Here is a 21333-nt window from a genome sequence, read left to right as displayed (position 1 = left end):
CTATTCGGCGGCGAGGCCGGCCGGCAGGCGGAACACCACCTTTTCCTCGGCCACCACCACCTCCTCCACCGCCAGGTCGAAACGGGTGGCGAGGCGGGCCAGCACTTCCTCCACCAGCACCTCCGGCGCGCTGGCGCCGGCTGTGAGCCCGATGGTGGTGCAGCCATCGGCGATGGCGGGGTCCAGCGCCGAACCGCGCTGCACCAGCAGGGACCGCGCCGCGCCGGCACGCTGCGCGACCTCCGCCAGCCGCACGGAATTGCTGGAATTCGGCGCGCCGACCACGATCACCAGCTCCGCCCCCCGCGCCGCGATCGCCTTGACGGCGGCCTGGCGGTTGGTGGTGGCGTAGCAGATATCCTCCTTCGCCGGCGCCGCGATGCCGGGGAAGCGGCGGGCGAGGATGGCGACGATGCCGGCGGTGTCGTCCACCGAAAGCGTGGTCTGCGTGGTGAAGGCCAGCGGCTTGTCGCCGGGCGGGATGACGGTTTCCGCCTGCGCCGCATCCTCCACCAGCGTCACGGCGCCGGGCGGCAGTTGCCCCATGGTGCCGATCACCTCGGGGTGTCCGGCATGGCCGATCAGCAGGATGTGGCGGCCGCGGGCGTGGTGGCGCTCGGCTTCCCGGTGCACCTTGCTGACCAGCGGGCAGGTCGCATCGAGGGCGAACATCTTCCGGGACGCGGCTTCCTGCGGCACTGCCTTCGGCACGCCATGCGCGGAAAACACCACGGGCCGGCCATCGTCCGGAATTTCCGAAAGTTCCTCGACGAAGACGGCGCCCTGGCGTTCCAGGCTTTCCACCACGAAGCGGTTGTGGACGATCTCGTGCCGGACATAGACCGGCGCGCCGTGGCGGCGCAGCGCCTCCTCGACGATCTTGATCGCGCGGTCGACGCCGGCGCAGAAGCCGCGCGGGCCTGCGAGCAGCACGTTCAGCCGGGGCTTGGTCTCGGGCATCGTGGTCCTTGGCGGCTTGGACCCGGGAGGTCCTCCGGGGCGGGGATGGTCGGACGGCGCCGGCGATGCGATAGACGCGGCCTGCGCATTCGGCCGGCATCCTAACGCCCGGCGGCGCGCGTTCAAAGGGGGAGGGTGGCATGGCGCGCATCAACCGGTCATCTGGCCTGCTGGCGGGGCTGCTGCTGCTGTCCGGCTGCGCCGCGCTGACCACCCCGGTCGACAACAGCCAGGCGCCGTGCCCGCGCATCGCCATCCTGGCGGAGGGCGCGGACCTCACCCGTTTCCGCCCTGGCGCCGGGCGTGGCGACCTGACGGCGATGGTGGCCGATGCCCGCATCTCCGGCTTCGACGCCACCTGCGACTACGCCGACCGCGCCCGCACCACGCTGAACGTCCGCGTCACGCCGCGCTTCGAGTCGGAACGCGGCCCAGCCGCGGAGGGCCGCGCGCTGGACCTGCCCTGGTTCGTCGCCCTGACCGATGCCGCGGACAGCGCGGTGCTGGACCGCCAGGCCTTCGTCACCCGCGTCGCCTTCGGCCCCAACGTGGCGCGCAGCAACGCCACCGGGCAGACGGCCCGGCTGGCCCTGCCGCTCGGCGAGGGGCGCAGCGCCGCCACCTATACCGTCCGCCTCAGCCTGCAACTGACGCCGGAGGAACTGGCGCTGAACCGGGCGCGCGGACCGCGCTGAATCAGCCTTCCCGCTGCTTCCGTGCCGCCAGCGCGGCGGGGCGGGCGAGGCAGGCATCGAGCCAGGCCTTCACCCGCGGGCAGGGGCCGAAGTCGAAGCCGTTCATCGCCGCGCCGTACAGCACGCCGGCCAGGTTGCAATCCGCCATGGTGAAGCCGGCGCCGAGCAGCCAGGGGCCGCCGGCGGCCAGATGCGCCTCCAGCACCTGCAGCCGCGCCGCCAGGGCCTCCGCGCCGGCGGCGGCCTGCGCCGGGTCGCGCTGGTCGGCCGGGCGGATGAAGGTGTTGTAGGCCCATTGCATGGCAGCCGGCTCGGCCTCCGTCGCCGCCCACAGCGTCCATTGCAGGACGCGGGAGGCATCGTCGCCGGCCGGCATCAGCGGCGCGCCGGCCTTGGCACCCAGGTGCAGGTTGATCGCCAGGCTCTCGAACAGCAGCAGCCCGCCATCCTCCAGCGCCGGGATCTTGCCGTTCGGGTTGATGCCGGCCATCGCCGCCTTCAGCCCGGGGCCGAAGCCCGTCGGCACCACCTCATAGGCCAGCCCGGCTTCCTCCGCCGCCCAGATGCAGCGGAAGGCGCGCGAGCGCGCGATGCCATGGATACGAAGCATGTTCTGTCGAGTCTCTTGCGGTTGCGGCGCGATCCTTGCCCCGCAGCCCCCAGGACGCAATCAGGCCGCAGTCAGGCCGCGTCGCCGGTATCCGCCATGAGGCCCGCCGCCTGGATGCCGGCGACGGCGCAGACCTCGTCCTTGTCCGACGCATCGCCGGAAACCCCCACGGCCCCCAGCACCGCGCCATCCGCTGCCCGCACCAGCACGCCGCCCGGCACCGGCACGGCACGCCCGCCGGCGAGGTCCGACAGCGCGTTCATGAAGCCGGGCATGGATTGGCTGCGCCGCGCCAACTCCCGCGAGCCGAAGCCCAACGCCATGGCGCCGAAGGCCTTGCCCCAGGCGATATCCGGCCGCAGCAGGCTGCTGCCATCCTCCTTCAGCGCCGCCTTCAACTGGCCGCCGGCGTCCAGCACCACCACCGTCAGCGGCGCCAGGCCCAGCTCACGGCCCTTGGCCAGGGTCGCATCGAGGATCTGGCGCGCGGCGGCGGTGGTGATGCCGTGCTGGAAGCCGCCAGGGGGGGAATGGGGTGCGGCATGGGTCATGAACTGTCTCCGGTGAAGCGAGGCTTCCTCTGCCCCGAACCGGCGGCCGCGGGAAGGGGGGTCAGCGGATCGCGAGCTCGACCGGCTCGCCTTCCGTGCCATCGGCCAGGATCGCCCGCAGCACCAGCAGCCGCGCGGAGTCGCTCGCCGGGAACTCCACCAGGATGCGGGCCGGATCGCCGGCCAGCAGCGCCGCGTCGGTGACGCCGACCGGCGCGCGCTGCGGCCTCGGCTCCGCATCCGTGCGCCATTCCACCGCCGCGAGGCCGGCGCGGAGGTGCCCCGGGATCGGCAGCGGGTTGAGCCGGCCCGGCTCGATCCAGCCCGGCTGGTACAGCGCGAAGGGATGCTGGCGCGCCAGGCTGCGCAGCGCCTGGGCCCGCAGCGCCGCGACCGGGTCGAAGCGATGCGCGACCTCGGCGGAGGCGACGCCATCGCGGTCCAGGTAGCGCAGGCGGAGCGTCGTGGGGCGGAAGGGGCGCGGCAGGCGGAGGGTCGGCGGCGGCGGCTCCGCCCCGACGGCGACCCAGGCGTCATCCTGCCAAAGCTGGACCGCGCTCGCCGGCTCCGGCGCGGCCAGGCGCAGCAGCGCCGGCTGGTCCGGCATTCCAGGTGGCGGCAGCAGGGTCGCGACCTCCAGCCGCCGCCCGGCCACCTCCCGCACCCAGCCCAGCGCCGCGACCCCCTGCCGCAGCGCGGCGCCGCGGCCGGTATCGAGGAAGCTGGACTCGAAGGCGGCCAGGCGTTCCGCATCGTCGAAGGGTGCGAGCAGCGCGGCAATGCTGCCGGCCTCGGCGATGGTCGGGCCCTGCGGCAGCATCGCCGCGATGCGCGCATGGGCCAGCGCGGCGGCGGCCACCAGATTGTCCGGCTCCGCCGCCACCAGCGGGTCCAGCGCCGCGACGCGGGCGGCGGGTTCGGGCAGGGCCAGGGCGTGCAGCAGTGCGGGCAGCGGAGACGGCAAATCGTCCGGCAGCGGCGGCGCGCCCGGCCGGCGCAGCAACTCCGCGCCCAGCAGCAGCGCATCCGGGCGCGGGGCAGGGTCGAGCCGCAGGGACTGGGCGAGTGCGGCGGCGGCGCCCGGCACATCCCGCCGCGCGTGCAGCAGCAGGGCGTTGAACAGGGCCTCATCCGCCGATGCGGGCTCCGGGCGGGGCGACGCAGTGGGATCCGAAAGGGCCGCGCGCAGCCGATCCGCGTCCCAGGGATGCGGCGCCAGACGCAGCACGCGCTGCTGCCACACAGCGAGTTGCGGGACGGACCCGGCGAGCAGCCCGCGCGGCGGGTCTGCCACCGTCTGCACCAGCGCCAGGATACCGAGGCCCGCTGCCAGCCGGGCCGCGCCGTGCGTCCAGCTTGAGGGTCGGACCAGCGTGATGGCGAAGCCCGCGGCAGCCAACAGCGCCAGCAGGCGCAGCGCTGGGACCGTAGGCTCCAGCAGATCCGCCGCCACGGCCAGCCCGGCCGCCGCGCCGAGGCCCGCCATCCGCCACAGCGGCGCCGACCGGCCGGGCGCCGTCCGGAGCGGCGGCGCAACCGGCGCCGGGATGACGACAGCCGGGAGGCGTGGGCCGTCCGCAACCCGCCGCAGGGGCCGGATCGCGTTCATGCCGATGCCGGCCCCGGTGCCGTCCGGCCGGGGCTACATGCCGCCGATGTAGTTCGGGCCGCCGCCACCTTCCGGGGTCTTCCAGTCGATGTTCTGGGTCGGGTCCTTGATGTCGCAGGTTTTGCAGTGGACGCAGTTCTGCGCGTTGATCACCAGGTGCATCTCACCCTCCCCGTTGCCGGCTTCGGCGCCCACCGCCTCGTACACCGCGGCCGGACAGTAGCGGCTTTCGGGGGAGGCGAACTGGTCCCAGTTCACGCCCTTCCAGCGGGCCGGGTCGCGCAGCACCAGGTGGCTCGGCTGGTGTTCCTCGTGGTTGGTGTTGGAGATGAAAACCGAGGAAAGCCGGTCGAAGGTCAGCACGCCGTCCGGCTTGGGGTAGACGATCTTCTTGGCCTGCGCCGCCGGCTTCAGCGTCTCGTGGTCCGCATGATGGCCCCAGGTCCAGGGCGCCTTGCCGCGCAGCACGTAGGTATCCAGCGCCGCCGCCGCCATGCCGCCCCAGAAGCCATACTTCGCGAAGCCGGGGCGGATGTTGCGCACCCCCTCCAGCTCCGTCCACACCCAGGAGGTCTTGAGCGCCGCCGGGTAGCTCTCCAGCACCGGGGCCGGGGCATCACCGGCCAGCGCCTCGGCGATGGCGTCGGCGGCGACCATGCCGGACTTCATCGAGGTATGCGTGCCCTTGATCTTCGGCACGTTCAGGAAGCCGGCCGCGTCGCCCACCAGCATCCCGCCCGGGAAGACCAGCTTCGGCACCGCCTGGAGGCCGCCCTCGTTCAGCGCCCGCGCGCCGTAGCTGATGCGCTTGCCGCCCTCGAGGAAGCCGCGCACCGCCGGGTGGAGCTTGAAGCGCTGGAACTCGTCGAAGGGCGACAGCCAGGGGTTCGGGTAGTCCAGCCCGATGACGAAGCCGATCGAGACCAGGTTGTCCCCCAGCATGTACAGCCAGGACCCGCCATAGGTGTCGGAGGCCAGCGGCCAGCCGGTGGAATGCCACACCAGGCCGGGCTTGTGCTTCTCCTTCGGGATTTCCCACAGCTCCTTCATCCCCAGCGCATAGGTCTGCGGCGCCACGCCGTCCCGAAGGTTGAAGGTCTCGAACAGGCGCTTGGACAGGCTGCCGCGGCAGCCCTCCGCGAACACCGTGTAGGTGGCGCGCAGCTCCATCCCCGGCTCGTAGGACGGTCCCTTGCTGCCGTCCTTCTGGATGCCGGCGACCCCGGCGACGACGCCGCGCACCTGGCCATCCTCGATGATCGCCTCCGATGCGGCGAAGCCGGGATACAGCTCGACACCCAGCGCTTCCGCCTTGGCGCCGAGCCAGCGGCAGACATTGCCGAGGGAGACGACGTAGTTGCCCGCGTTGTGCATCTGCGGCGGGGTCGGCAGCTTGAAGCCGCGGGTCTCCGTCAGCAGCATGAAGCGGTCGTCGGTGACGGCGGTGGTCAGGCCGGGCGGGTCGTCGCGCCAATCCGGGAACAGCTCGTCCAGGGCGCGGGGCTCCAGCACGGCGCCGGACAGGATGTGGGCGCCGATCTCGCCGCCCTTTTCCACCAGGCAGACATTGGTGTCGGGGCGCGCCTGCTTCAGCCGGATCGCGGTGGCGAGGCCGGCCGGGCCGCCGCCCACGACCAGCACGTCGAATTCCATCGATTCCCGCTGTTCGGCTCCGTCACCCGACATGGCTGTTCCTCCGGCGTTCCTGGTCGCCACGGATGTAGCGTCGCCGCCCATTGCGCGGAACCCCGAAGCGGCCCGATATCGCGCCCATGCAGGCAGGATTGCGCGAGGCGCTGCTGGCCGCCCTGCGGCTGCAGATCGAGTTCGGGGCGGATGAGGCGCTGGAAGCGGCGCCGCTGGACCGCCTGGCCGCCCGCGCGCCGACGCCCGCCCTGGCGGAGCCACCTCCCGCCGCATCGGCGAAAACGGCCCTGGCGCAACCGGCCCTCCGCAGCGCGCCGACCCTGCCGCTGGTCACCACCCCGGCGGCCGCCACCGCCGCCCTGGCCGCCACCGCGCAGTCCCTGGCCGAACTGCGGGAGGCGATCGCCAATACCGACAGCCCGCTGCGCGACACCGCCACCAACCTGGTCTTCGCCGATGGCGTGCCCGACTCCGGCCTGATGATGATCGGCGAGGCGCCGGGCGGCGACGAGGACCGCCAGGGGAAGCCCTTCGTCGGCGTCTCCGGCCAGTTGCTCGACCGCATGATGGCCAGCATCGGCCTGGACCGGCGGCAGGACTTCTACCTGGCCAACATCCTGCCCTGGCGCCCGCCCGGCAACCGCACGCCGACGGATGGGGAGGTGGCGATGTTCCTGCCCTTCCTGCTGCGCCACGTCGCGCTGGTCCGCCCGCGCCACGTGGTGCTGCTCGGCGGGGTCTCGGCCAAGGCGCTGCTGCGGGCGAAGGACGGCATCACCCGGCTGCGCGGCCGTTGGCACAGCCTGCCGGAGACGGGCGGGGAGGGGGTGGCCGGCCTGCCCGCGCTGCCCACGCTGCACCCGGCCTACCTGCTGCGCACGCCCTCCGCGAAGCGGGAGGCCTGGGCCGACCTGATCCTGCTGCGTCGCACCCTGGATGGCGAGGTCCCGCCAGGCTGAAGAATCTTGTGTGAGCAGAACGAGACAACTGCCTGATTCCAGGTCAAATGCCTCACGCCACGAGATTCACTTTTCATTAAGGGGTTGCCACCACCCTGAAGCCGCCGCTAGGGGTGGCGCGCCATGCAAGCGCTCTGCCACAAGGCCCCGCGCCCACGACCGGCGACCCGCCTGCGCCTCACCGCGCGGGCCCTGCTGTTCGGGGCGACGTTGACGTTGGGGGCTCAGGTCCCTGCCGTCGCGCAAGGGTTCGACCAGACCGCCATGAGCGTCCCGCGTCCCACGCTTCGGGGCCAGGCCGCCGGGTTCCCGCAACCGCTCGCCCCCTCCGATGCGGAGAGGCTGCAACGCGTTTTCGAGCTGCAGTCCCGTGGCGAGGCCGCCCAGGCCGCGCGCGAGACCGAGCGGCTGGAGGATCGCCGCCTGCTCGGCCATGTCCTGGCCGATCGCTGGCTGCGCCGGCCGGAGGCCGCGCCGCTGCCCGAGGTGGTGGCCTGGCTGACCGACCATGCGGACCACCCGGACGCCGCCGCGCTGCACGCCCTGCTGGAACGCCGCGCCCCGCGCGGCACCGTCCTGCCCGCCCTGCCGCGGCAGGAGGCGCTGAGCGACGGCACCGACGTGGTGCCGGAGGAGCGCGAGCCGTTCTCCCGCAGCATCACCCGCAACCCGTCGCTCGACCGCAGCGTGCGGGAGCGGGCGCGGGAGGATGCGGCCGACGCGCTGGCCCTGATCGAGCGCAGCCGGGCCTCCGGGGCCTATGCCGCGCTGCTGCGGGCGGAGGTGGCGCAGGCACAGTTGCAGCAGGGCCGCGACGAGGAAGCCTTCGCCATCGCCTCCGCCGCCGCGCGGCAATCCGGCGGCAGCGCCATGCCGGGCTACATCGCCGGCCTCGCCGCCTGGGCGCTGAACCGGCCGGAAGCGGCGCTGGCCTATTTCGAGCACGCGGCGCGATCCGAACTCGCCGCCCCCGCCACCCGCGCGGCGGCCGCCTTCTGGACCGCGCGTGCCGCCGTGCGCGCCCGCCGCCCGCAGGCCTATGTGCCCTGGATGATGCAGGCGGCGCAGGAGCCGCGGACCTTCTACGGCCTGGTGGCGCGGCGCGCGCTCGGCCTGCCGATGGGCTTCGCCTGGCAGAGCGAGGTGGCCGGCAGCGGGGAGGCCGCGGCGATCGCCGAGACCGCCGCCGGCTGGCGCGCCCTGGCGCTGCTGCAGATCGGCCAGGCGGGGCGGGCGGAGGCCGAACTGAGGTCGTTGTGGCCGCGGGTGCAGGGCAATGCGGGCGTGGCGCGGGCCATGCTGCTGGTCGCCTCCCAGGCCGGCATGTCCGACCTCGCCTCGCAGATCGCCAGCCTGTCGCAATCCGCCGATGGCCGCCCGCGCGACTTCGCCCGCTTCCCGCTGCCGCGGCTGGAGCCGATGAACGGCTTCCGCATGGACCCGTCCTTGGTCTATGCGCTGGCGCGGCAGGAATCGAACTTCAACCCGCGCGCGGTATCGCCTGCCGGGGCCCGCGGCATCCTGCAGATCATGCCGGCAACGGCCAGCTACGTCACCGGCGACCGCAGCCTGGCCGGCGCCAACGTGGCCCGGCTGCACGACCCTGGCTTCTCGCTGGAGGTGGGCCAGCGCTACGTCCATTACCTGGCCAGCCACAACCAGGTGGATGGCGACCTGATCCGGCTGCTGGCGGCCTACAACAACGGCCCCGGCAACCTGTCCCGCTGGCTGCCGGCGGTGCGCCACCGCGGCGACCCCTTCCTGTTCATCGAGAGCATCCCGGTCGGCGAAACGCGGCTTTTCGTGCAGCGCGTGCTGGCCTATTCCTGGATCTACGCGACCCGGCTCGGCCTGCCCTCGCCTTCCCTGGATGCCATGGCGACAGGGCGCTTCCCGCAGTTCCAGGGGGCGCCGGCGGTGGCGGCGATGCTGGTCTCGCGCTGAATTTCTGGGCGGGTGCCACCATGCCTTTGGATGAGACGCGCAAATTCGTGCCGGTGAACATCGCGGTGCTGACGGTGTCGGACACGCGCGACCTTGCCTCCGACCGCAGTGGGGAGACCTTGGCGGGGCGGATCACGGCGGCCGGCCACCGGCTGGTGGCGCGTGAGATCCTGAAGGACGAGGCGGCGCTGATCGAGGCGCAGCTGCGCGCCTGGATTTCTGATGCGCAGGTCGATTGCGTCATCACCACCGGCGGCACCGGCATCACCGGCCGCGACGTGACGCCGGAGGCCTTCGCCCGGGTGCTGGAGAAGGAGATCACCGGCTTCGGCGAGCTGTTCCGCATGCTCAGCTACGCCAAGATCGGCACCTCCACCATCCAGTCCCGCGCCATCGGCGGCGTCGCCGGCGGCACCTACCTGTTCGCGCTGCCGGGCAGCACGGGCGCCTGCAAGGATGCCTGGGACGACATCCTGGCGCACCAGCTCGACAGCCGCTTCCGGCCCTGCAACCTGGTCGAACTGATGCCGCGCCTGCAGGAACACCTGCGCGCCGCTTGAGCCCCCGAAAGCCCTCTCCCCCTTGGGGGGTTCAACGCATGCGTTGAACGGTTGGGTGAGGGGGAGCCCAGCCCCGGTCGTCAGCCCCGCTTCAGCTCCTGCTCCACCATCCCGGCGAAAAAGCTTGCCCCGATCGGCAGCAGGTCGTCGTTGAAGTCGTACTGCACCGTGTGCACCGGCGCGCTGCCCTTGGCGCCGGCGGACTGGCCGAGCTTGATGTAGGCACCCGGCTTCTCCAGCAGCATGAAGGAGAAATCCTCCCCGCCCATCACCGGCGGCATGTCGCGGCGGACCTTGCCCTCGCCCAGCACGTTGGTGGCGATGCGGGCGGCGAGGCGGGCCTGCTCGGCATGGTTCACCGTGGCGGGATAGCCGCGCTTGTAGGTGAACTCCGCCACCGCATCATGCGCCGCGGCCGTCGCCTCCACCACGCGCCGCATCGCGGCCTCCACCAAATCCTGCACCGCCGGGTTCAGCGTACGCACGGTGCCGTTCAGCATCGCCTCGTCCGGGATGATGTTGCTCGCGGTGCCGGAGTGGAACTGGGTGGTGGAGATCACCGCGGATTCCAGCGGATCCACGCGCCGCGCCACGATGGTCTGCAGCGCCATGACGATCTGCGCGCCGACCACCACCGGGTCGATGCCGCCATGCGGCCGCGCCGCGTGGCCGCCCTTGCCGCGCACGGTGATGCTGAACACGTCGGAGGCCGCCATCATCACGTCGTCGCGGATGTCGGCCTCGCCGATCGGCAGGGAGGGGTCGTTGTGCATCCCGTAGACGCTGTCGCAGGGGAAGCGGCTGAACAGCCCCTCATCCATCATCACCTTGGCGCCGGCGCCGCCTTCCTCCGCCGGCTGGAAGATGAAGTTCACGGTGCCGTCGAAGTTGCGCGTCTCCGCCAGGTACTTGGCGGCGCCGAGCAGCATGGTGGTGTGGCCGTCATGGCCGCAGGCATGCATCACGCCGGGGGTCTTCGAGGCATAGGGCAGGCCGGTCGCCTCCGTCATCGGCAGCGCGTCCATGTCCGCGCGCAGGCCGATGCTGCGGCCGGAGCTGCCCTGGCCGCGCAACACGCCGACCACGCCGGTGGTGGCGATGTTGGTGTGGACCTCGATGCCCCAGGAGGCGAGCAGCTTCGCCACCTGCGCCGCGGTGCGGTGTTCCTCGTAGCGCAACTCCGGATGCGTGTGCAGGTCGCGGCGCCACGCCTCCATCTCGGGCTGCATGTCGGCGAGGCGGTTGATGATGGGCATGGGGTGTCCGTTCAAAGCGCGATGGCGGTGTCGGGATTGAGCACGCGGACCACATAGGCGTCCACCAGCGGCGCGTATTCGGCCCACAGGTCGCGCAGCGCCGGGATCGGTGCCGCGTGGCCATCGGCGCGCAGATCCACCAGGGCGAAGTCGTGCGCGCCGAAGACCAGCAGGCTGGCGGAGCGCACCGCTCCATGCTCGCCGCCCGCTTCCTCCCCGGCCTCCAGCCCGCGCAGCAGGCGCTCAGTGAGCGGCAGCGATGGGTCGGCGGCGAAGGCCGCGGCCATGGCATCCGGCACCTGGGCGCTGGACAGGATGTTGCCGATGGCGACCACGTCCGGCCCATGCGCCGCGCCGAATTCGCGCTTCACATCGGCGCCGTGGAAATGCGCGGTGCGGCCATCCCGGTCGATCGCCGCCAGTTGCCGCCAGCCATGGTCGGGGGTGGAGGCGACCAGCGCCGCCACCGTCTCCGCCGCCGTGCAGCCGGACCGCAGCAGCCCGATGCCGCGCGGGCCGAGCCGCGGGTCCGTGCGATGCTGCGTCAGCACCGCGCCCACGCCAGGCGCCACGGCATGCACGCGCGCACCGACGGCGAGGGAGGAGGTGGTGGCCGCCGCCCCGAACTGGCCGGTGCGGGCGCAGCGGCCGATGAGGGAGAAGGTCATCCGACGACGCTCAATCGAAGGCCGGGACGTGCCGGGCGAGGCCGCCATGCAGGTCCAGCATCCGCTGCCGCCAGGCCTCCACCGGGTCATCCGCGGCCAGCACCTTGAACGGGCTGACGCAGCGGGCCCATTGGAAGCTGCCGAAGACGATGCAGTCCGCATAAAGCGGCGCCGCGCCGCCGAGGAAGGGCTGCGCGCGCAGCGTCATGCGCAGCGGGTGCAGGTCGCGCCGGAACCCCTCCACCGCCTGGTCCCGATCCGCCGTCACCGCCTCCAGCGCCTGGCCGAAGCGGGCCTCCCGGCTGCTGCGGAAATACGCCGCGTCGACCTCGGCCAGCACGCCGGGGATGTCGGAGACCACCAGCCGCACCAGCCCGGCATTCACCACGGCATCGGTCCAGGTGTTGACGAAGCGCGCCAGCGCCCGGCCGCCCGCACCGCCGAACAGGCTGGGGCGGTCGGGGTAGGTGTCCTCCAGGTACTCGGCGATGGTCCAGCTATCCGTCACGGCACGCTCGCCATCCAGCAGGACCGGCACCTTGTCGCCGCCATGCGCGCCGATCGCCTCGCGGTCGGTGAAGCGCCACGGGATCGTCTCCACCGGCAGTCCCTTCGCCGCCAGCGCCATCCGGGTGCGCCAGCAATAGGGGCTGAAGCGGCGGGCCGGATCGGCTCCGGCCAGGTCATACAGGCGCAAGGCGGTCATGGGGCTTCCTCATCCTCGCCACGGCGGATCGCCGCGGCGCCGGCGGCATCGCCGAGTTGGTCGAGCCGCAATGCGATCTCCTCCCGCTCCGCCAGGTCGGCGAGGGCGGCGCGGGCGCGGAGCGCGGCGATCAGTTCGGCGCGGCGACCCTGCCGGGTCAGCACGGATTCGTAGCGGCGCCGCCAGCCGGCCCCGAGGGTCTCCTCCGCCACGCCGCGCAGCGCCGGCTGCATCGCCTGCGGTGCGGAGGCCAGCGACAGGAACAGCACCTGTTCCTGCTGCGGGCGGGACAGCCTCGGCAGCAGGCCGCGCAGCCCCTCGACGCCGGCACCCATGCCCTCCGCGCGCAGCCGGGCCAGCACCAGGGCGGCGCCGAAGCGAGCGGGCTCGGACTCCGCCCGCGCCGCCAGCAGCGGCGTTGCCTCCTCCGGCGCCAGCACCGCGAGCAGTGCCAGCCGCGCGGTCCCGGCTTCTCCGGACGCCCCGGCCTCCCGCTTGAGGCGCGGGATGGCGGGATGCTGGATCCCGGAAAGCTGCGCCGCGGCCGCGCCGGCTTCCGGCGCCGAGGCCAGCAGCAGCACCACGCGGTCGCGTGCCGCGGCCTCCGCCGCCCAGGCCAGCAGGTTCAGCGCGGCGGACAGGGTGGTGGGGTTCAGCGGTCGGGACAGCGCGGCGGCCACCGCCACTTCCTCGGTCGTCCAACCTTCGGGCAAGGCGGGCGCGGCGCGCAGCGCGGCGGCGGCGGCTTCCGCCAGCGCCGGGTCGCGCTGCTGCGCCGCCATGGACAGCGTGCCGGCCAGCGCGGTGGGGGAGGCGGTGCCGCCGCCGCGCAGGAACATCGCCGCATCGGCGAGGCGCCCCTCCGCCAGCGCCAGCCGCAACCAGGCCTCCCCCGCCACCGGCCCCTGGCCGCGCCAGCGTTCCAGCAGCGGCAGCGCGGCGGCGCGGCGTTCGGGCAGGGCGGCGAGTTCGGCGAACAGGCGGATGCTGCCGGGGTCCGGGTTCTCGCCCTGCACCACGCGGCGCAGGCGGTCATGCGCCGCCTGGTCCTGGCCGAGTTCGCGCAGCACGGCGGCGACGCCGCGGGCACCCTCCACCGAATCCGGGGGCTGTTCCAGCGCCGCCTGGGCGAAGCGGCGCGCCGCCACGCGGTCGCCGCGCGCCAGCGCCACCACGGCGGCGGCATCGGGCCGGGCGGCCAGGCGCTGCGGGTCGATCTGGCGGAACAGCCCGGATTGGCCGCCCGCGTCACGGGTTTGGGCGCGGGCCGCCTCGTGCAGCCGCATCGGCAGGTCGGCCGGCCAGGCGTCCGGCGGCAGCAGCGCCGCGACGGCGAAGGCTTCCTCGACCTGCCCCTCGCGCAGCGCCAGTTCGACCAGCAGGGCGCCGCCGCCGGGCGGCAGGCCCTCCGTCGCGCGCAGCGCCATCAGCCGGGTGAGCGCCGCGCCCGCCCAGCCGGCCCGCGCCTCCGCCTGGGCCAGCAGCAGCCCGGTGGCGGGGCGGGACTGGTCCTCGGGCGGCAGGCCTTCCAGCAGGTAGAGCGCGAGGTCGGGACGGCCATCGCCCATCAGCACGCGGCGCAGCGCCTCCGCCAGGTCCGGCGCCACCTCCGCCAGCAGCCCGCCGAGCGGCCGCATGGCGAGCGACGGGTCGGGCAGGCGGGCGGCGGCCTGCATGGCGCGCAGCGCCAGTTCCGGGGTCGGGGTGCGGCTGGTGGCGGCGAGCAGCCCGGCGAAGGCCCCGGCGGCGTCGCCGGCCTCGATGCGGAGCGCCGCCAGGCGCAGCGCCTCCTGCTCCGTCGCGGCGCCGGTGGCGGAAAGCCGGTCCAGCGCGGCGCGCGCCGCGGCCGCATCGCCGAGTTCGGCGCGGAGCTGCATCGCCTCCCGCAGCGGCTCCGGCTCGCCGGTCAGGCCGTGCAGGCGCTCCAGCGCGATGGCGAGTTGCAGCGGGCGGTGGCTGGCGCGAAGCTGGTGCACCAGGCGCCGCAGCGAGTCAGCGTCCGCGGGATTGGCGGCGGCCAGGCGTTCCAGGCTGGCGGCCAGCCGGTCCTCCGCCGGGCGCAGGATGTCGATGCTGCGGGCGGGTGGTGGTGCGGCAGGCGGCGGCAGCAGCGTCGCGGCGGCGAGGGCGGCGAGGGTGGCGGCGCCGAGGGCGAGGCCGAAGCGGCGCGCCTCCGGCCCGGCCCGGAGAGGGTCGTGGGAGTCCGGCTCGGGGAGGGCGGTGGTGGCGGACATCGCGATGCAACTGGTAGCGGGGTGGCGTCCGGCCCGCCAGGGGTTTGGCCAGGGGCGGTGCCCGATCCCGCGCTGCGGCGGCGTCGGGCGGGGCGTGCCAGGGCTGGTCCTGCGGGTGGAGTGTCGATATGTGGTTGAGATGGGGGCTGCGGACGCGGCGGGGCCGGCGACAGGATCGGGGATGCAGGGTTGAAGATGCCGACCGCCTCGGCTGGCCGTCGCCCGGAGGCCGCGTCGCCGCAGCCTGACGCCCGGACGGATGCGCCGCCCGCGCCGCCGCGGCGCCGGATGCCGCCTGCGGTGGAGCCGCCGGCATCCGCGGAGGCCGGGCGGCCCGCTCAGCCCACGGCGTTTCAGACATCCGGGGCCCAGGCGCAGGATGATCGCAACCCACGGCCCGTTCGGCGGCGGCGACGCTGGCCGTGGTCGCGCCCGGACCGCCCCGCGGATGCCGCGGTCGCCCGTCTGCGGGCCATGGCGCCGGAGGCGCCGAAGCCTGTTGCTCCGCCGGAGGCGCCGAAGCCTGTTGCTCCGCCGGAGGCGCCGAAGCCACTGGCGCCGCCCGCAAGGCCTGCCGTGACGGTCGAGGCGCCGCCGCAGCCGGCCGCTCCACCCGAACCGGCCGCCACGCCGGTCCGCGCCGCGCCGGTCCTCCCCGGCCTGCCGCTGCCGAACCTGCCGCCGCTGGACCTGCCGCTGCGGCCGCTGCTGGAGGGGTTCCTGCTGCTGGCGCTGCTAGCCGGGCTGGATGCGGTGGTCACCGGCGGCACCGGCTTCGCGAACTGGCCGGGCTCCCCCTTCATGCTGCCGGTGCTGTATGTCGCGGCGCGCTACGGCCTGCTGCCCGGCATCGCGGTGGCGCTGGCGGCGGGCATGCTGCGGCTCGGCCTCGCCGTCGCCTCCGATGTCTGGAATGCCGGCGCCTGGGCGCTGCCGTTGGCCTGGCCGCTGATGGCCGGTCTGGTGGGGTACTTCACGGACCGTGCACGCCGCCAGCTCGGCGCCGCCCGCGCCGCCGCCGCCGCAGCGCAGGCGGACCGCGATGCCATCGCCGATTCGAACGAACGCCTGGCCGAACGGGCGTTGGAACTGGATGCCCGGCTTGGCGCGCGGCTGCAGGCCACCACCGCGGTGTTCGAGGCCGCCCGCATCCTCGGCACCGGGACGGAGGGCGTGGTGCGCGGCGCCACCGGCCTGCTGCGCGCGGCCACCGGCTGCACCGCCTGTTCCTTCTGGCTGGCCGAGGACAACACCCTGCACCTGGTCGCAGCCGAGGGCTGGCCGGCCGGCAGCCGGCTGGCGCAGACCCTGCTGCCCGGCCCGCTGACCGATGCGCTGGGCCAGGGCCGTGGCGCGCTGGTGGCGACCAGGCTGGCGGACCGGCTGGCGCTGGGCGGCGAGGGCATCCTGGCCGCGCCGGTCTTCTCGCCCTGGGACGACACGCTGCTGGGCATGGTGAGGATCGAGGATATCGGCTTCGCCGACCTCGCGCTGGAGACCATCGCCGCGCTCGAATCGGCCGCCACCTGGATCGGCGCGGCGCTGGCCGAGGCGCGGGCGCGGGAGGCGGCGGAACAGGCCGCCGGCGTCGCGCCGCAGGGCCATGCCGCGGGTCTCGCGGGTGGCGGACTGATGGTGCCGGGCGACGAGGCCGCGCGGGCCATCGCGGTGATGACCGGCATGGCACGGCGGCTCGGCTTCGAACTGGCGCTGCTGTCCGCCGAGATCCCCGCCGGCCCGCGCGGCGCGGCGGCGCTGGAGGCGACGCGGGCGGCGATGGCGGAGGCGTTTCGCGGCTCCGACCTGCTGCTGGAATCGCGGCTGGAGGAACGCCGCCTGTCCATCCTGCTGCCTGGCTCCGCCGTGGCGGGGGCGGAGATCGCGGCGGCACGGCTGCGCGGGCTGCTCGCCGAACGCGCGCCGGCGGCAACCGCGCAGGTGGTGGTGGGCGTGGCGTTGCTGCATCGCCCTCAGCCGGCACGGCCTGCACCGATGCAGCCCGGACAGGAGCCGCCGGCCGGTGGCCATGGCCGATAGGCGGCGGACGCTGCGCCGGGCGGTCGATGCCGGCCGGCCGGCGGCGCCCTATTCCGGCCCGGAGCGGCGCGTGGCGGAGCGTCGCCGCGCCATGCCGGCCCCCGGCGAGGCGGGTGCGCGGCAGGCGCTGCTCGGCCTGGTGCTGGCGCAGGCGGTGGTGGTGGCGGCGCTGTCCTTCGGGCTGTGGCTGGCGGCCCTGGTCCTGCACCTCGCCTGCTGCCTGGCCCTGCCGTTCCTGCTGCGGCGCGAGGAGGTTGGCGCCGCGGGCTGGCCCGGACTGGTGCTGCGGCTGCTGGCGCCGCTGCTGCCCGCGCTCGGTCCGCTTGCAATCGCTGGCGCGGTGGCGGCGCTGATCGGCGGCGTGCCGCGACGGCTGCGCGACGTGCCGGCGCCGCTGCCGGAGGACCCACTGGATGCGCGGCTGGCCGCCATCGCCGGGGCGCGCGGTGGCAGCGCCCTGCCGGCCGGGCTTTTGCTGGAATCACTCGGCGACGTGCTGCGCTGGGGCCATGCCCGGCAGAAGGCGCAGGCGCTGGAACTGGCGGTGCAGCCGGGGCGGTCCGGCGGCGCGGCGCTGCTGCGCCTGGCGCTCGGCGACCCCGATCCGCAGGTCCGCGCCCGCGCGGAAGCGCTGCGGCCGCAGGCGGAGCGCCGGCTGCTCGAGGCGGTGGAGGCGCTGCGGGGCCGCGGGCGATCCGCCGCCGCCAGCCGGCCGCTGCAAAGGCAGATGGACCGGGACCTGGCCCGCGCGCTCGACCGCGCCGCGTTTTCGGGCCTGCTGGAGCCGCCGCGCGCCGATGCCTGCCGCGCCGAGGCCGCCGGCCTGTGGCAGGCGCTGGCCGAGCCCGGTCCCGAGGGCCCGGATGCCGAGGCGGAGGCGGCGCTGGGCCGCAACCTGCTGGCGCTGGGCGATCTTCCGTCGGCTCGCCTGGCGCTGGAATCGGCGGTGGCGCAGGGCAGCGCGGGATTCGAGGCGATCGGCTGGCTGGCGGAATGCCTGTTCCGCGCCCGCGACTTCGCGGCGCTCGAGGCCCTGGTGCTGCGCTGGCGGCCGCTGCTGGAGGCCGAGGCGCTGCATGAGGGTGCGGCACCTTCGCAGTCCCTGGCCTCGGCCGGTCCGCATGCCGCCGCCTGGCGGCTGTGGCTGGCGGAGGCCCCGGCATGATGCACGGTCCGCAACCCGTGATCCTCGGCCCGGCCGGGGCGCTGGCGGCGGGCGCCTGGCTCGGGCCTGGGCTGGCCGCGCTGGTCGGCCTGCTGCTGCTACGGCTGGCCGGGGCGGGCGGCGAATTCCTGGCAATGTTCATGGTGGTGGCGCTGTCCCTGCTGCTCGGCGCGCCGGTGGCGCTGCTCGCGGCGCTGCGCGGCACCGTGGCCCTGCCACTCGGCCTCGCGGCGGCGGGTGCGGCGGCGGCGGCCTTCGCGCTGCTGTACGGGCTGGACCGGCTGCCGATGGCGCAGGCGCTGCCGGGGGCCATGGCGGCGGCGGCGCTGTGCCTGCTGTGGGTCGGGCTCGGAATCGCCGCGGCCTATGGGCTGCCGCCTCTGGCCGCGCTGGCGGCGGGACTTGGCCTCGGCCTGCTGCTGGCGCTGGGCATCGGCGGCCTCGCGGGGGCCTTCTGGGGGCTGGGCGCGGGTGCGGCCGTGGCCGGGTTCCGCGCTGCCGTGCCGGTGCTGGCGACGCCGCGACGCCATGGGCGGCCGGCGCTGCGCCGGGGCCTGGGCCCCGCTTTCGCGGGCCTGGCGCTGGCGCTGGCGGTGCTGTCCGGGCCGGTCTCGGCGCATCTGCTGCAAGGCCGGCTGATGGGCACCTCCCTGGCGCTGCTGGTGGCGCTGCCGGGCTTGGCGCTGGTGGTTCTGGCGCGCGGGCTGACGCCCTTCGGCCTCGGCACCCGGCTGCTGGCCTTGCAGGCGCTGGCGGTGGGGCTGGGGCTGGCGATCGGCTCGGCGCCGGCCGCCGCCGGGCTGATCCCGGCCGAGGGGCTTCCCGGATTCCGCCTGGCCCTGCTGGGCGCCGCCTTCCTGCCGGCCTTCGCGGTGTTGCAGGCAACGCTGCTCAGCCGTGCCGCCCTGGCGCCCGCCATCCTGTCGGCGCTGCTGCTGGCGGGGCTCTCGGCCGGGCTGGGGCCGCTGCTGGCGCTGGCCGGGCCACACCTGGCCCGGGCCGGCGGCTTCGCCGCGCCGGTGCTGGCGACCGCCTTCGCCTTCCTGCTGGTGCTGCGACATCCGGAGACCAAGGGATGAAGGGCCTGCTGCTCGCCATCGACCAGGGCACCACCTCCACCCGCAGCATCCTGCACGGGCCGGATCTGGCGCCGCGCGCTGCGGCGCAACGCGAACTGCCGCAGCATTTCCCGGCCTCCGGCTGGGTGGAGCACGAGCCGGAAGACATCTGGCAGGCCACCGTGGCGACGATGCGCGAGGCCCTGGCCCGGGGCGGCGCCAGCGCCGACCACCTGGCCGGCATCGGCATCACCAACCAGCGCGAGACCACCCTGCTGTGGGACCGCGCCACCGGCCGGCCGATCCACCGTGCCATCGTCTGGCAGGACCGCCGCACCGCGGCGCATTGCGCCAGGCTGGCAGCGGAGGGCGCCGGCGCGCTGATCGCGGAGCGCAGCGGGCTGCTGCCCGACCCGTATTTCTCCGCCACCAAGCTGGCCTGGCTGCTGGAGAATGTCGGCGGCGCGCGGGCGGCGGCGGCGCGCGGCGACCTCGCCTTCGGCACCGTCGACAGCTTTCTTCTGTGGCGGCTGACCGGCGGGCGGGTGCATGCGACGGACGCCACCAACGCCGCCCGCACCATGCTGTTCGACATCCGCCGCGGCTGCTGGGACGCCGACCTGCTGCGGCTGTTCGACATCCCGGACTCGGTGCTGCCGGAGGTGCGCGACAACGCTGCCGAATTCGGCACCACGGAACCTGGGTTGCTGGGCGTCGCCGTGCCGGTGCGCGGCATGGCGGGGGACCAGCACGCGGCGATGCTCGGCCAGGCCTGCTTCGCGCCGGGCATGGTGAAATCCACCTACGGCACCGGCTGTTTCCTGCTGCTGAACACCGGCGACGTGGCGGTGCCGTCGAAGAACCGGCTGCTGACGACACTGGCCTGGCAACTGGGTGGGCAGCGGACCTATGCGCTGGAAGGCGCCATCTTCATTGCGGGCGCGGCGGTGCAATGGCTGCGGGACGGGCTCGGCCTTATCAGGGACGCTGCCGAAAGCGGCGCGCTGGCCGCGCGGGCGGACCCGGCCCAGGCCGTGTATTTCGTACCCGCCTTCACCGGCCTCGGCGCGCCGCATTGGGATGCGGAGGCGCGCGGCGCGATTTTCGGCCTGACGCGCAACACCGGCCCGGCCGAGATCTGCCGCGCCGCGCTGGAAAGCGTCGCCTTCCAGACCCGCGACCTGGTGCAGGCGATGCAGGCGGATTGGGGCGCCGCGCGTGGCCAGACGGTGCTGCGGGTGGATGGCGGCATGACCGCCTCCGACTTCGCCATGCAGGCACTGTCGGACCTGCTCGGCGCGCCGGTCGACCGGCCGGAGGTGCAGGAAACCACGGCGCTCGGCGCTGCCTACCTCGCCGGCCTGCAGGCCGGGCTGCTGCCGCCGCCGGGGCCGGCGGTCGCTCACTGGCGACTGGATCGCCGCTTCCAGCCGGCCATGCCGCGCGCCGAAGCGGATCGCCGCCACGCCGGCTGGCAGGACGCGGTGCGGCGCGTGCTGACGCGATGAATGCGCTGGCCGAACTGGGCCTGGTGCCGGTGATCAACGCCGCCGGCACCGTCACGCGCCTGTCCGGCGGGATCATGGCGCCGGAGGTCGCGGCGGCGATGGCGGAAGCCTCCGCTGCCTGCTTCGACATGCTGGATGTCCAGGCCGCGGCGAGCCAGGAGATCGCGGCGGCAACCGGGGCGGAGGCCGGCATCGTCACCGGCGGCGCCTCCGCCGCGCTGCTGCTGGGGGCGGCGGCCTGCCTCGCCGGGATGGACCCGATGGCGATGAACGCATTGCCGGCGCCAGGGGCCTGCCGGGCGTTCGTCATGGCCCGCAGCCAGCGCAACATGTACGACCGCGCGCTGGAAGTGGCCGGCGGATGCATCGTCGAGGTCGGCATCCCGGACCGCTTCTCCGGCGCCGGCGTGCGCGATGCCTCGGTGGGCGAGATCGCCGCGGCGATCGGGCCGGAGACCGCGGCGGTGTTCTGGGTGGCGCAGCCCTGGTCCGAACCCGCCCTGGCCGAGGTGGTGCGCGTGGCCCATGCGGCGGGCGTGCCGGTGCTGGTGGATGCGGCGGCCCAGCTTCCGCCGCTGGCGAACCTGACCGCCTTCATCGAGGCCGGCGCCGACCTGGTGGCCTTCTCCGGAGGCAAGGCGATCGGCGGGCCGCAGGCCAGCGGGATGCTGGCGGGGCGGCGACCCCTGGTCGCCTCGGCGCTGTTGCAGATGCTGGACCTGGATCTGCCGGACGCACAGTTCCGGCTGCCGGTGGAGTTCGCCGGCAACGAGATGCTGCCCTTCCTGCCGCGCCACGGCATCGGCCGGTCCTGCAAGGCGGGGAAGGAGGAGGTGGTGGGCCTGCTGGTCGCGCTGCGGCGCTTCGTGGCGGAGGGCGATGCGGCGCGGGGCGCGCGGATGCTGGCGCGGCTGCGGGCCGTGCGGGATGCGATGGGCGACCGGCCGGGCGTCGAAATCCTGCCCGGCCCGACGCCGCTGCTGCTGCTGCGCTGCGCCGATGCGCAGGCCGCGCGCCGGGCGGAGGCCGCGTTGCGCGCCCGCCGCCCCGCCATCCATGTGAACCAGTCCCGGTTGCGCGACGGCGTGCTGGTGGTGCATCCGGCGGCGCTTGCCGAGGCTGATCTGGTGGAACTTGGTCGCGGATTGGCGGCTGTGCTGGGCTGA

The 21333-nt window shown here is 74.6% G+C and carries 18 protein-coding genes; 9 read left to right on the top strand and 9 right to left on the bottom strand.

Annotated features, from left to right (window positions below):
- Positions 1 to 960: a 4-hydroxy-3-methylbut-2-enyl diphosphate reductase gene (ispH, locus tag ACFHPP_RS19875; protein ID WP_437164973.1), complete on the bottom strand. Its 960-nt coding sequence runs from the start codon at positions 958 to 960 to the stop codon at positions 1 to 3.
- Positions 961 to 1100: 140 nt separating this feature from the next.
- Here ispH and ACFHPP_RS19870 point away from each other — a divergent pair, with 140 nt between their 5' ends.
- Complete coding sequence (locus tag ACFHPP_RS19870) at positions 1101 to 1655, top strand: hypothetical protein (RefSeq protein ID WP_437164972.1); 555 nt, start codon at positions 1101 to 1103, stop codon at positions 1653 to 1655.
- Position 1656: 1 nt separating this feature from the next.
- Here ACFHPP_RS19870 and ACFHPP_RS19865 read toward each other — a convergent pair whose 3' ends face one another.
- The 4 genes from ACFHPP_RS19865 to ACFHPP_RS19850 all read right to left on the bottom strand — a co-directional run bounded on the left by ACFHPP_RS19865 (position 1657) and on the right by ACFHPP_RS19850 (position 6111).
- Entirely contained in the window at positions 1657 to 2265 is a 609-nt protein-coding gene (locus ACFHPP_RS19865) for a glutathione S-transferase family protein (protein WP_437164971.1), read from the bottom strand.
- A 71-nt stretch (positions 2266 to 2336) separates the two neighbouring features.
- Positions 2337 to 2816, bottom strand: coding sequence for a GlcG/HbpS family heme-binding protein (locus ACFHPP_RS19860; RefSeq protein WP_437164970.1), 480 nt, complete (start codon positions 2814 to 2816; stop codon positions 2337 to 2339).
- 61 nt (positions 2817 to 2877) lie between these two features.
- Entirely contained in the window at positions 2878 to 4425 is a 1548-nt protein-coding gene (locus ACFHPP_RS19855; RefSeq protein WP_437164969.1) for a hypothetical protein, read from the bottom strand.
- Between the two features lie 33 nt (positions 4426 to 4458).
- Complete coding sequence (locus tag ACFHPP_RS19850) at positions 4459 to 6111, bottom strand: 4Fe-4S dicluster domain-containing protein (protein WP_437164968.1); 1653 nt, start codon at positions 6109 to 6111, stop codon at positions 4459 to 4461.
- 86 nt (positions 6112 to 6197) lie between these two features.
- Here ACFHPP_RS19850 and ACFHPP_RS19845 point away from each other — a divergent pair, with 86 nt between their 5' ends.
- The 3 genes from ACFHPP_RS19845 to moaB all read left to right on the top strand — a co-directional run bounded on the left by ACFHPP_RS19845 (position 6198) and on the right by moaB (position 9535).
- Positions 6198 to 7031 carry a uracil-DNA glycosylase gene (locus ACFHPP_RS19845; protein ID WP_437164967.1) on the top strand — a complete coding sequence of 278 codons (834 nt, stop codon included), beginning with the start codon at positions 6198 to 6200 and terminating at the stop codon, positions 7029 to 7031.
- 264 nt (positions 7032 to 7295) lie between these two features.
- A complete protein-coding gene (locus tag ACFHPP_RS19840) occupies positions 7296 to 8975 on the top strand; it encodes a lytic transglycosylase domain-containing protein (protein WP_437164966.1) in 1680 nt (559 codons plus the stop codon).
- Between the two features lie 20 nt (positions 8976 to 8995).
- The gene (gene moaB / locus ACFHPP_RS19835; RefSeq protein ID WP_437164965.1) at positions 8996 to 9535 is read left to right on the top strand and encodes a molybdenum cofactor biosynthesis protein B; all 540 of its coding nucleotides are present in this window, start codon (positions 8996 to 8998) and stop codon (positions 9533 to 9535) included.
- Between the two features lie 80 nt (positions 9536 to 9615).
- Here the strand turns inward: moaB and ACFHPP_RS19830 are convergent, their stop codons facing one another.
- From ACFHPP_RS19830 to ACFHPP_RS19815, 4 genes are read right to left on the bottom strand one after another with little or no spacing between them, the layout of a single operon-like run.
- Positions 9616 to 10791, bottom strand: a complete 1176-nt coding sequence (locus tag ACFHPP_RS19830) for a M20 aminoacylase family protein (protein WP_437164964.1) — start codon at positions 10789 to 10791, stop codon at positions 9616 to 9618.
- An 11-nt stretch (positions 10792 to 10802) separates the two neighbouring features.
- Positions 10803 to 11459, bottom strand: coding sequence for a DUF1028 domain-containing protein (locus tag ACFHPP_RS19825; protein WP_437164963.1), 657 nt, complete (start codon positions 11457 to 11459; stop codon positions 10803 to 10805).
- Positions 11460 to 11469: 10 nt separating this feature from the next.
- On the bottom strand, positions 11470 to 12165 hold the full coding sequence (locus tag ACFHPP_RS19820; RefSeq protein ID WP_437164962.1) for a glutathione S-transferase family protein: 696 nt from the start codon (positions 12163 to 12165) through the stop codon (positions 11470 to 11472).
- Positions 12162 to 14399: a hypothetical protein gene (locus ACFHPP_RS19815; protein WP_437164961.1), complete on the bottom strand. Its 2238-nt coding sequence runs from the start codon at positions 14397 to 14399 to the stop codon at positions 12162 to 12164. The genes ACFHPP_RS19820 and ACFHPP_RS19815 overlap by 4 nt, the downstream gene beginning before the upstream one ends.
- 576 nt (positions 14400 to 14975) lie before the next feature.
- On the opposite strand from ACFHPP_RS19815, the gene ACFHPP_RS19810 reads away from it, so the two are divergent.
- The 5 genes from ACFHPP_RS19810 to ACFHPP_RS19790 are packed head-to-tail and all read left to right on the top strand — an operon-like array spanning position 14976 to position 21333.
- Positions 14976 to 16436 (top strand): hypothetical protein, encoded by a 1461-nt coding sequence (locus ACFHPP_RS19810; protein WP_437164960.1) that lies wholly within the window; start codon positions 14976 to 14978, stop codon positions 16434 to 16436.
- On the top strand, positions 16420 to 17601 hold the full coding sequence (locus ACFHPP_RS19805; protein ID WP_437164959.1) for a hypothetical protein: 1182 nt from the start codon (positions 16420 to 16422) through the stop codon (positions 17599 to 17601). Before ACFHPP_RS19810 ends, ACFHPP_RS19805 begins: the two co-directional genes overlap by 17 nt.
- Positions 17598 to 18680: a hypothetical protein gene (locus ACFHPP_RS19800; protein WP_437164958.1), complete on the top strand. Its 1083-nt coding sequence runs from the start codon at positions 17598 to 17600 to the stop codon at positions 18678 to 18680. Before ACFHPP_RS19805 ends, ACFHPP_RS19800 begins: the two co-directional genes overlap by 4 nt.
- Positions 18677 to 20167: a glycerol kinase GlpK gene (gene glpK / locus ACFHPP_RS19795; protein WP_437164957.1), complete on the top strand. Its 1491-nt coding sequence runs from the start codon at positions 18677 to 18679 to the stop codon at positions 20165 to 20167. Before ACFHPP_RS19800 ends, glpK begins: the two co-directional genes overlap by 4 nt.
- Positions 20164 to 21333, top strand: coding sequence for a hypothetical protein (locus ACFHPP_RS19790; RefSeq protein WP_437164956.1), 1170 nt, complete (start codon positions 20164 to 20166; stop codon positions 21331 to 21333). Before glpK ends, ACFHPP_RS19790 begins: the two co-directional genes overlap by 4 nt.

It is taken from the genome of Falsiroseomonas sp. E2-1-a20 (genome assembly GCF_051433195.1).
Lineage (GTDB): Bacteria > Pseudomonadota > Alphaproteobacteria > Acetobacterales > Acetobacteraceae > Falsiroseomonas.
The sequence above is the reverse complement of the archived record's forward strand: the minus strand, read 5'-3'. Positions and strand labels throughout refer to the sequence as shown.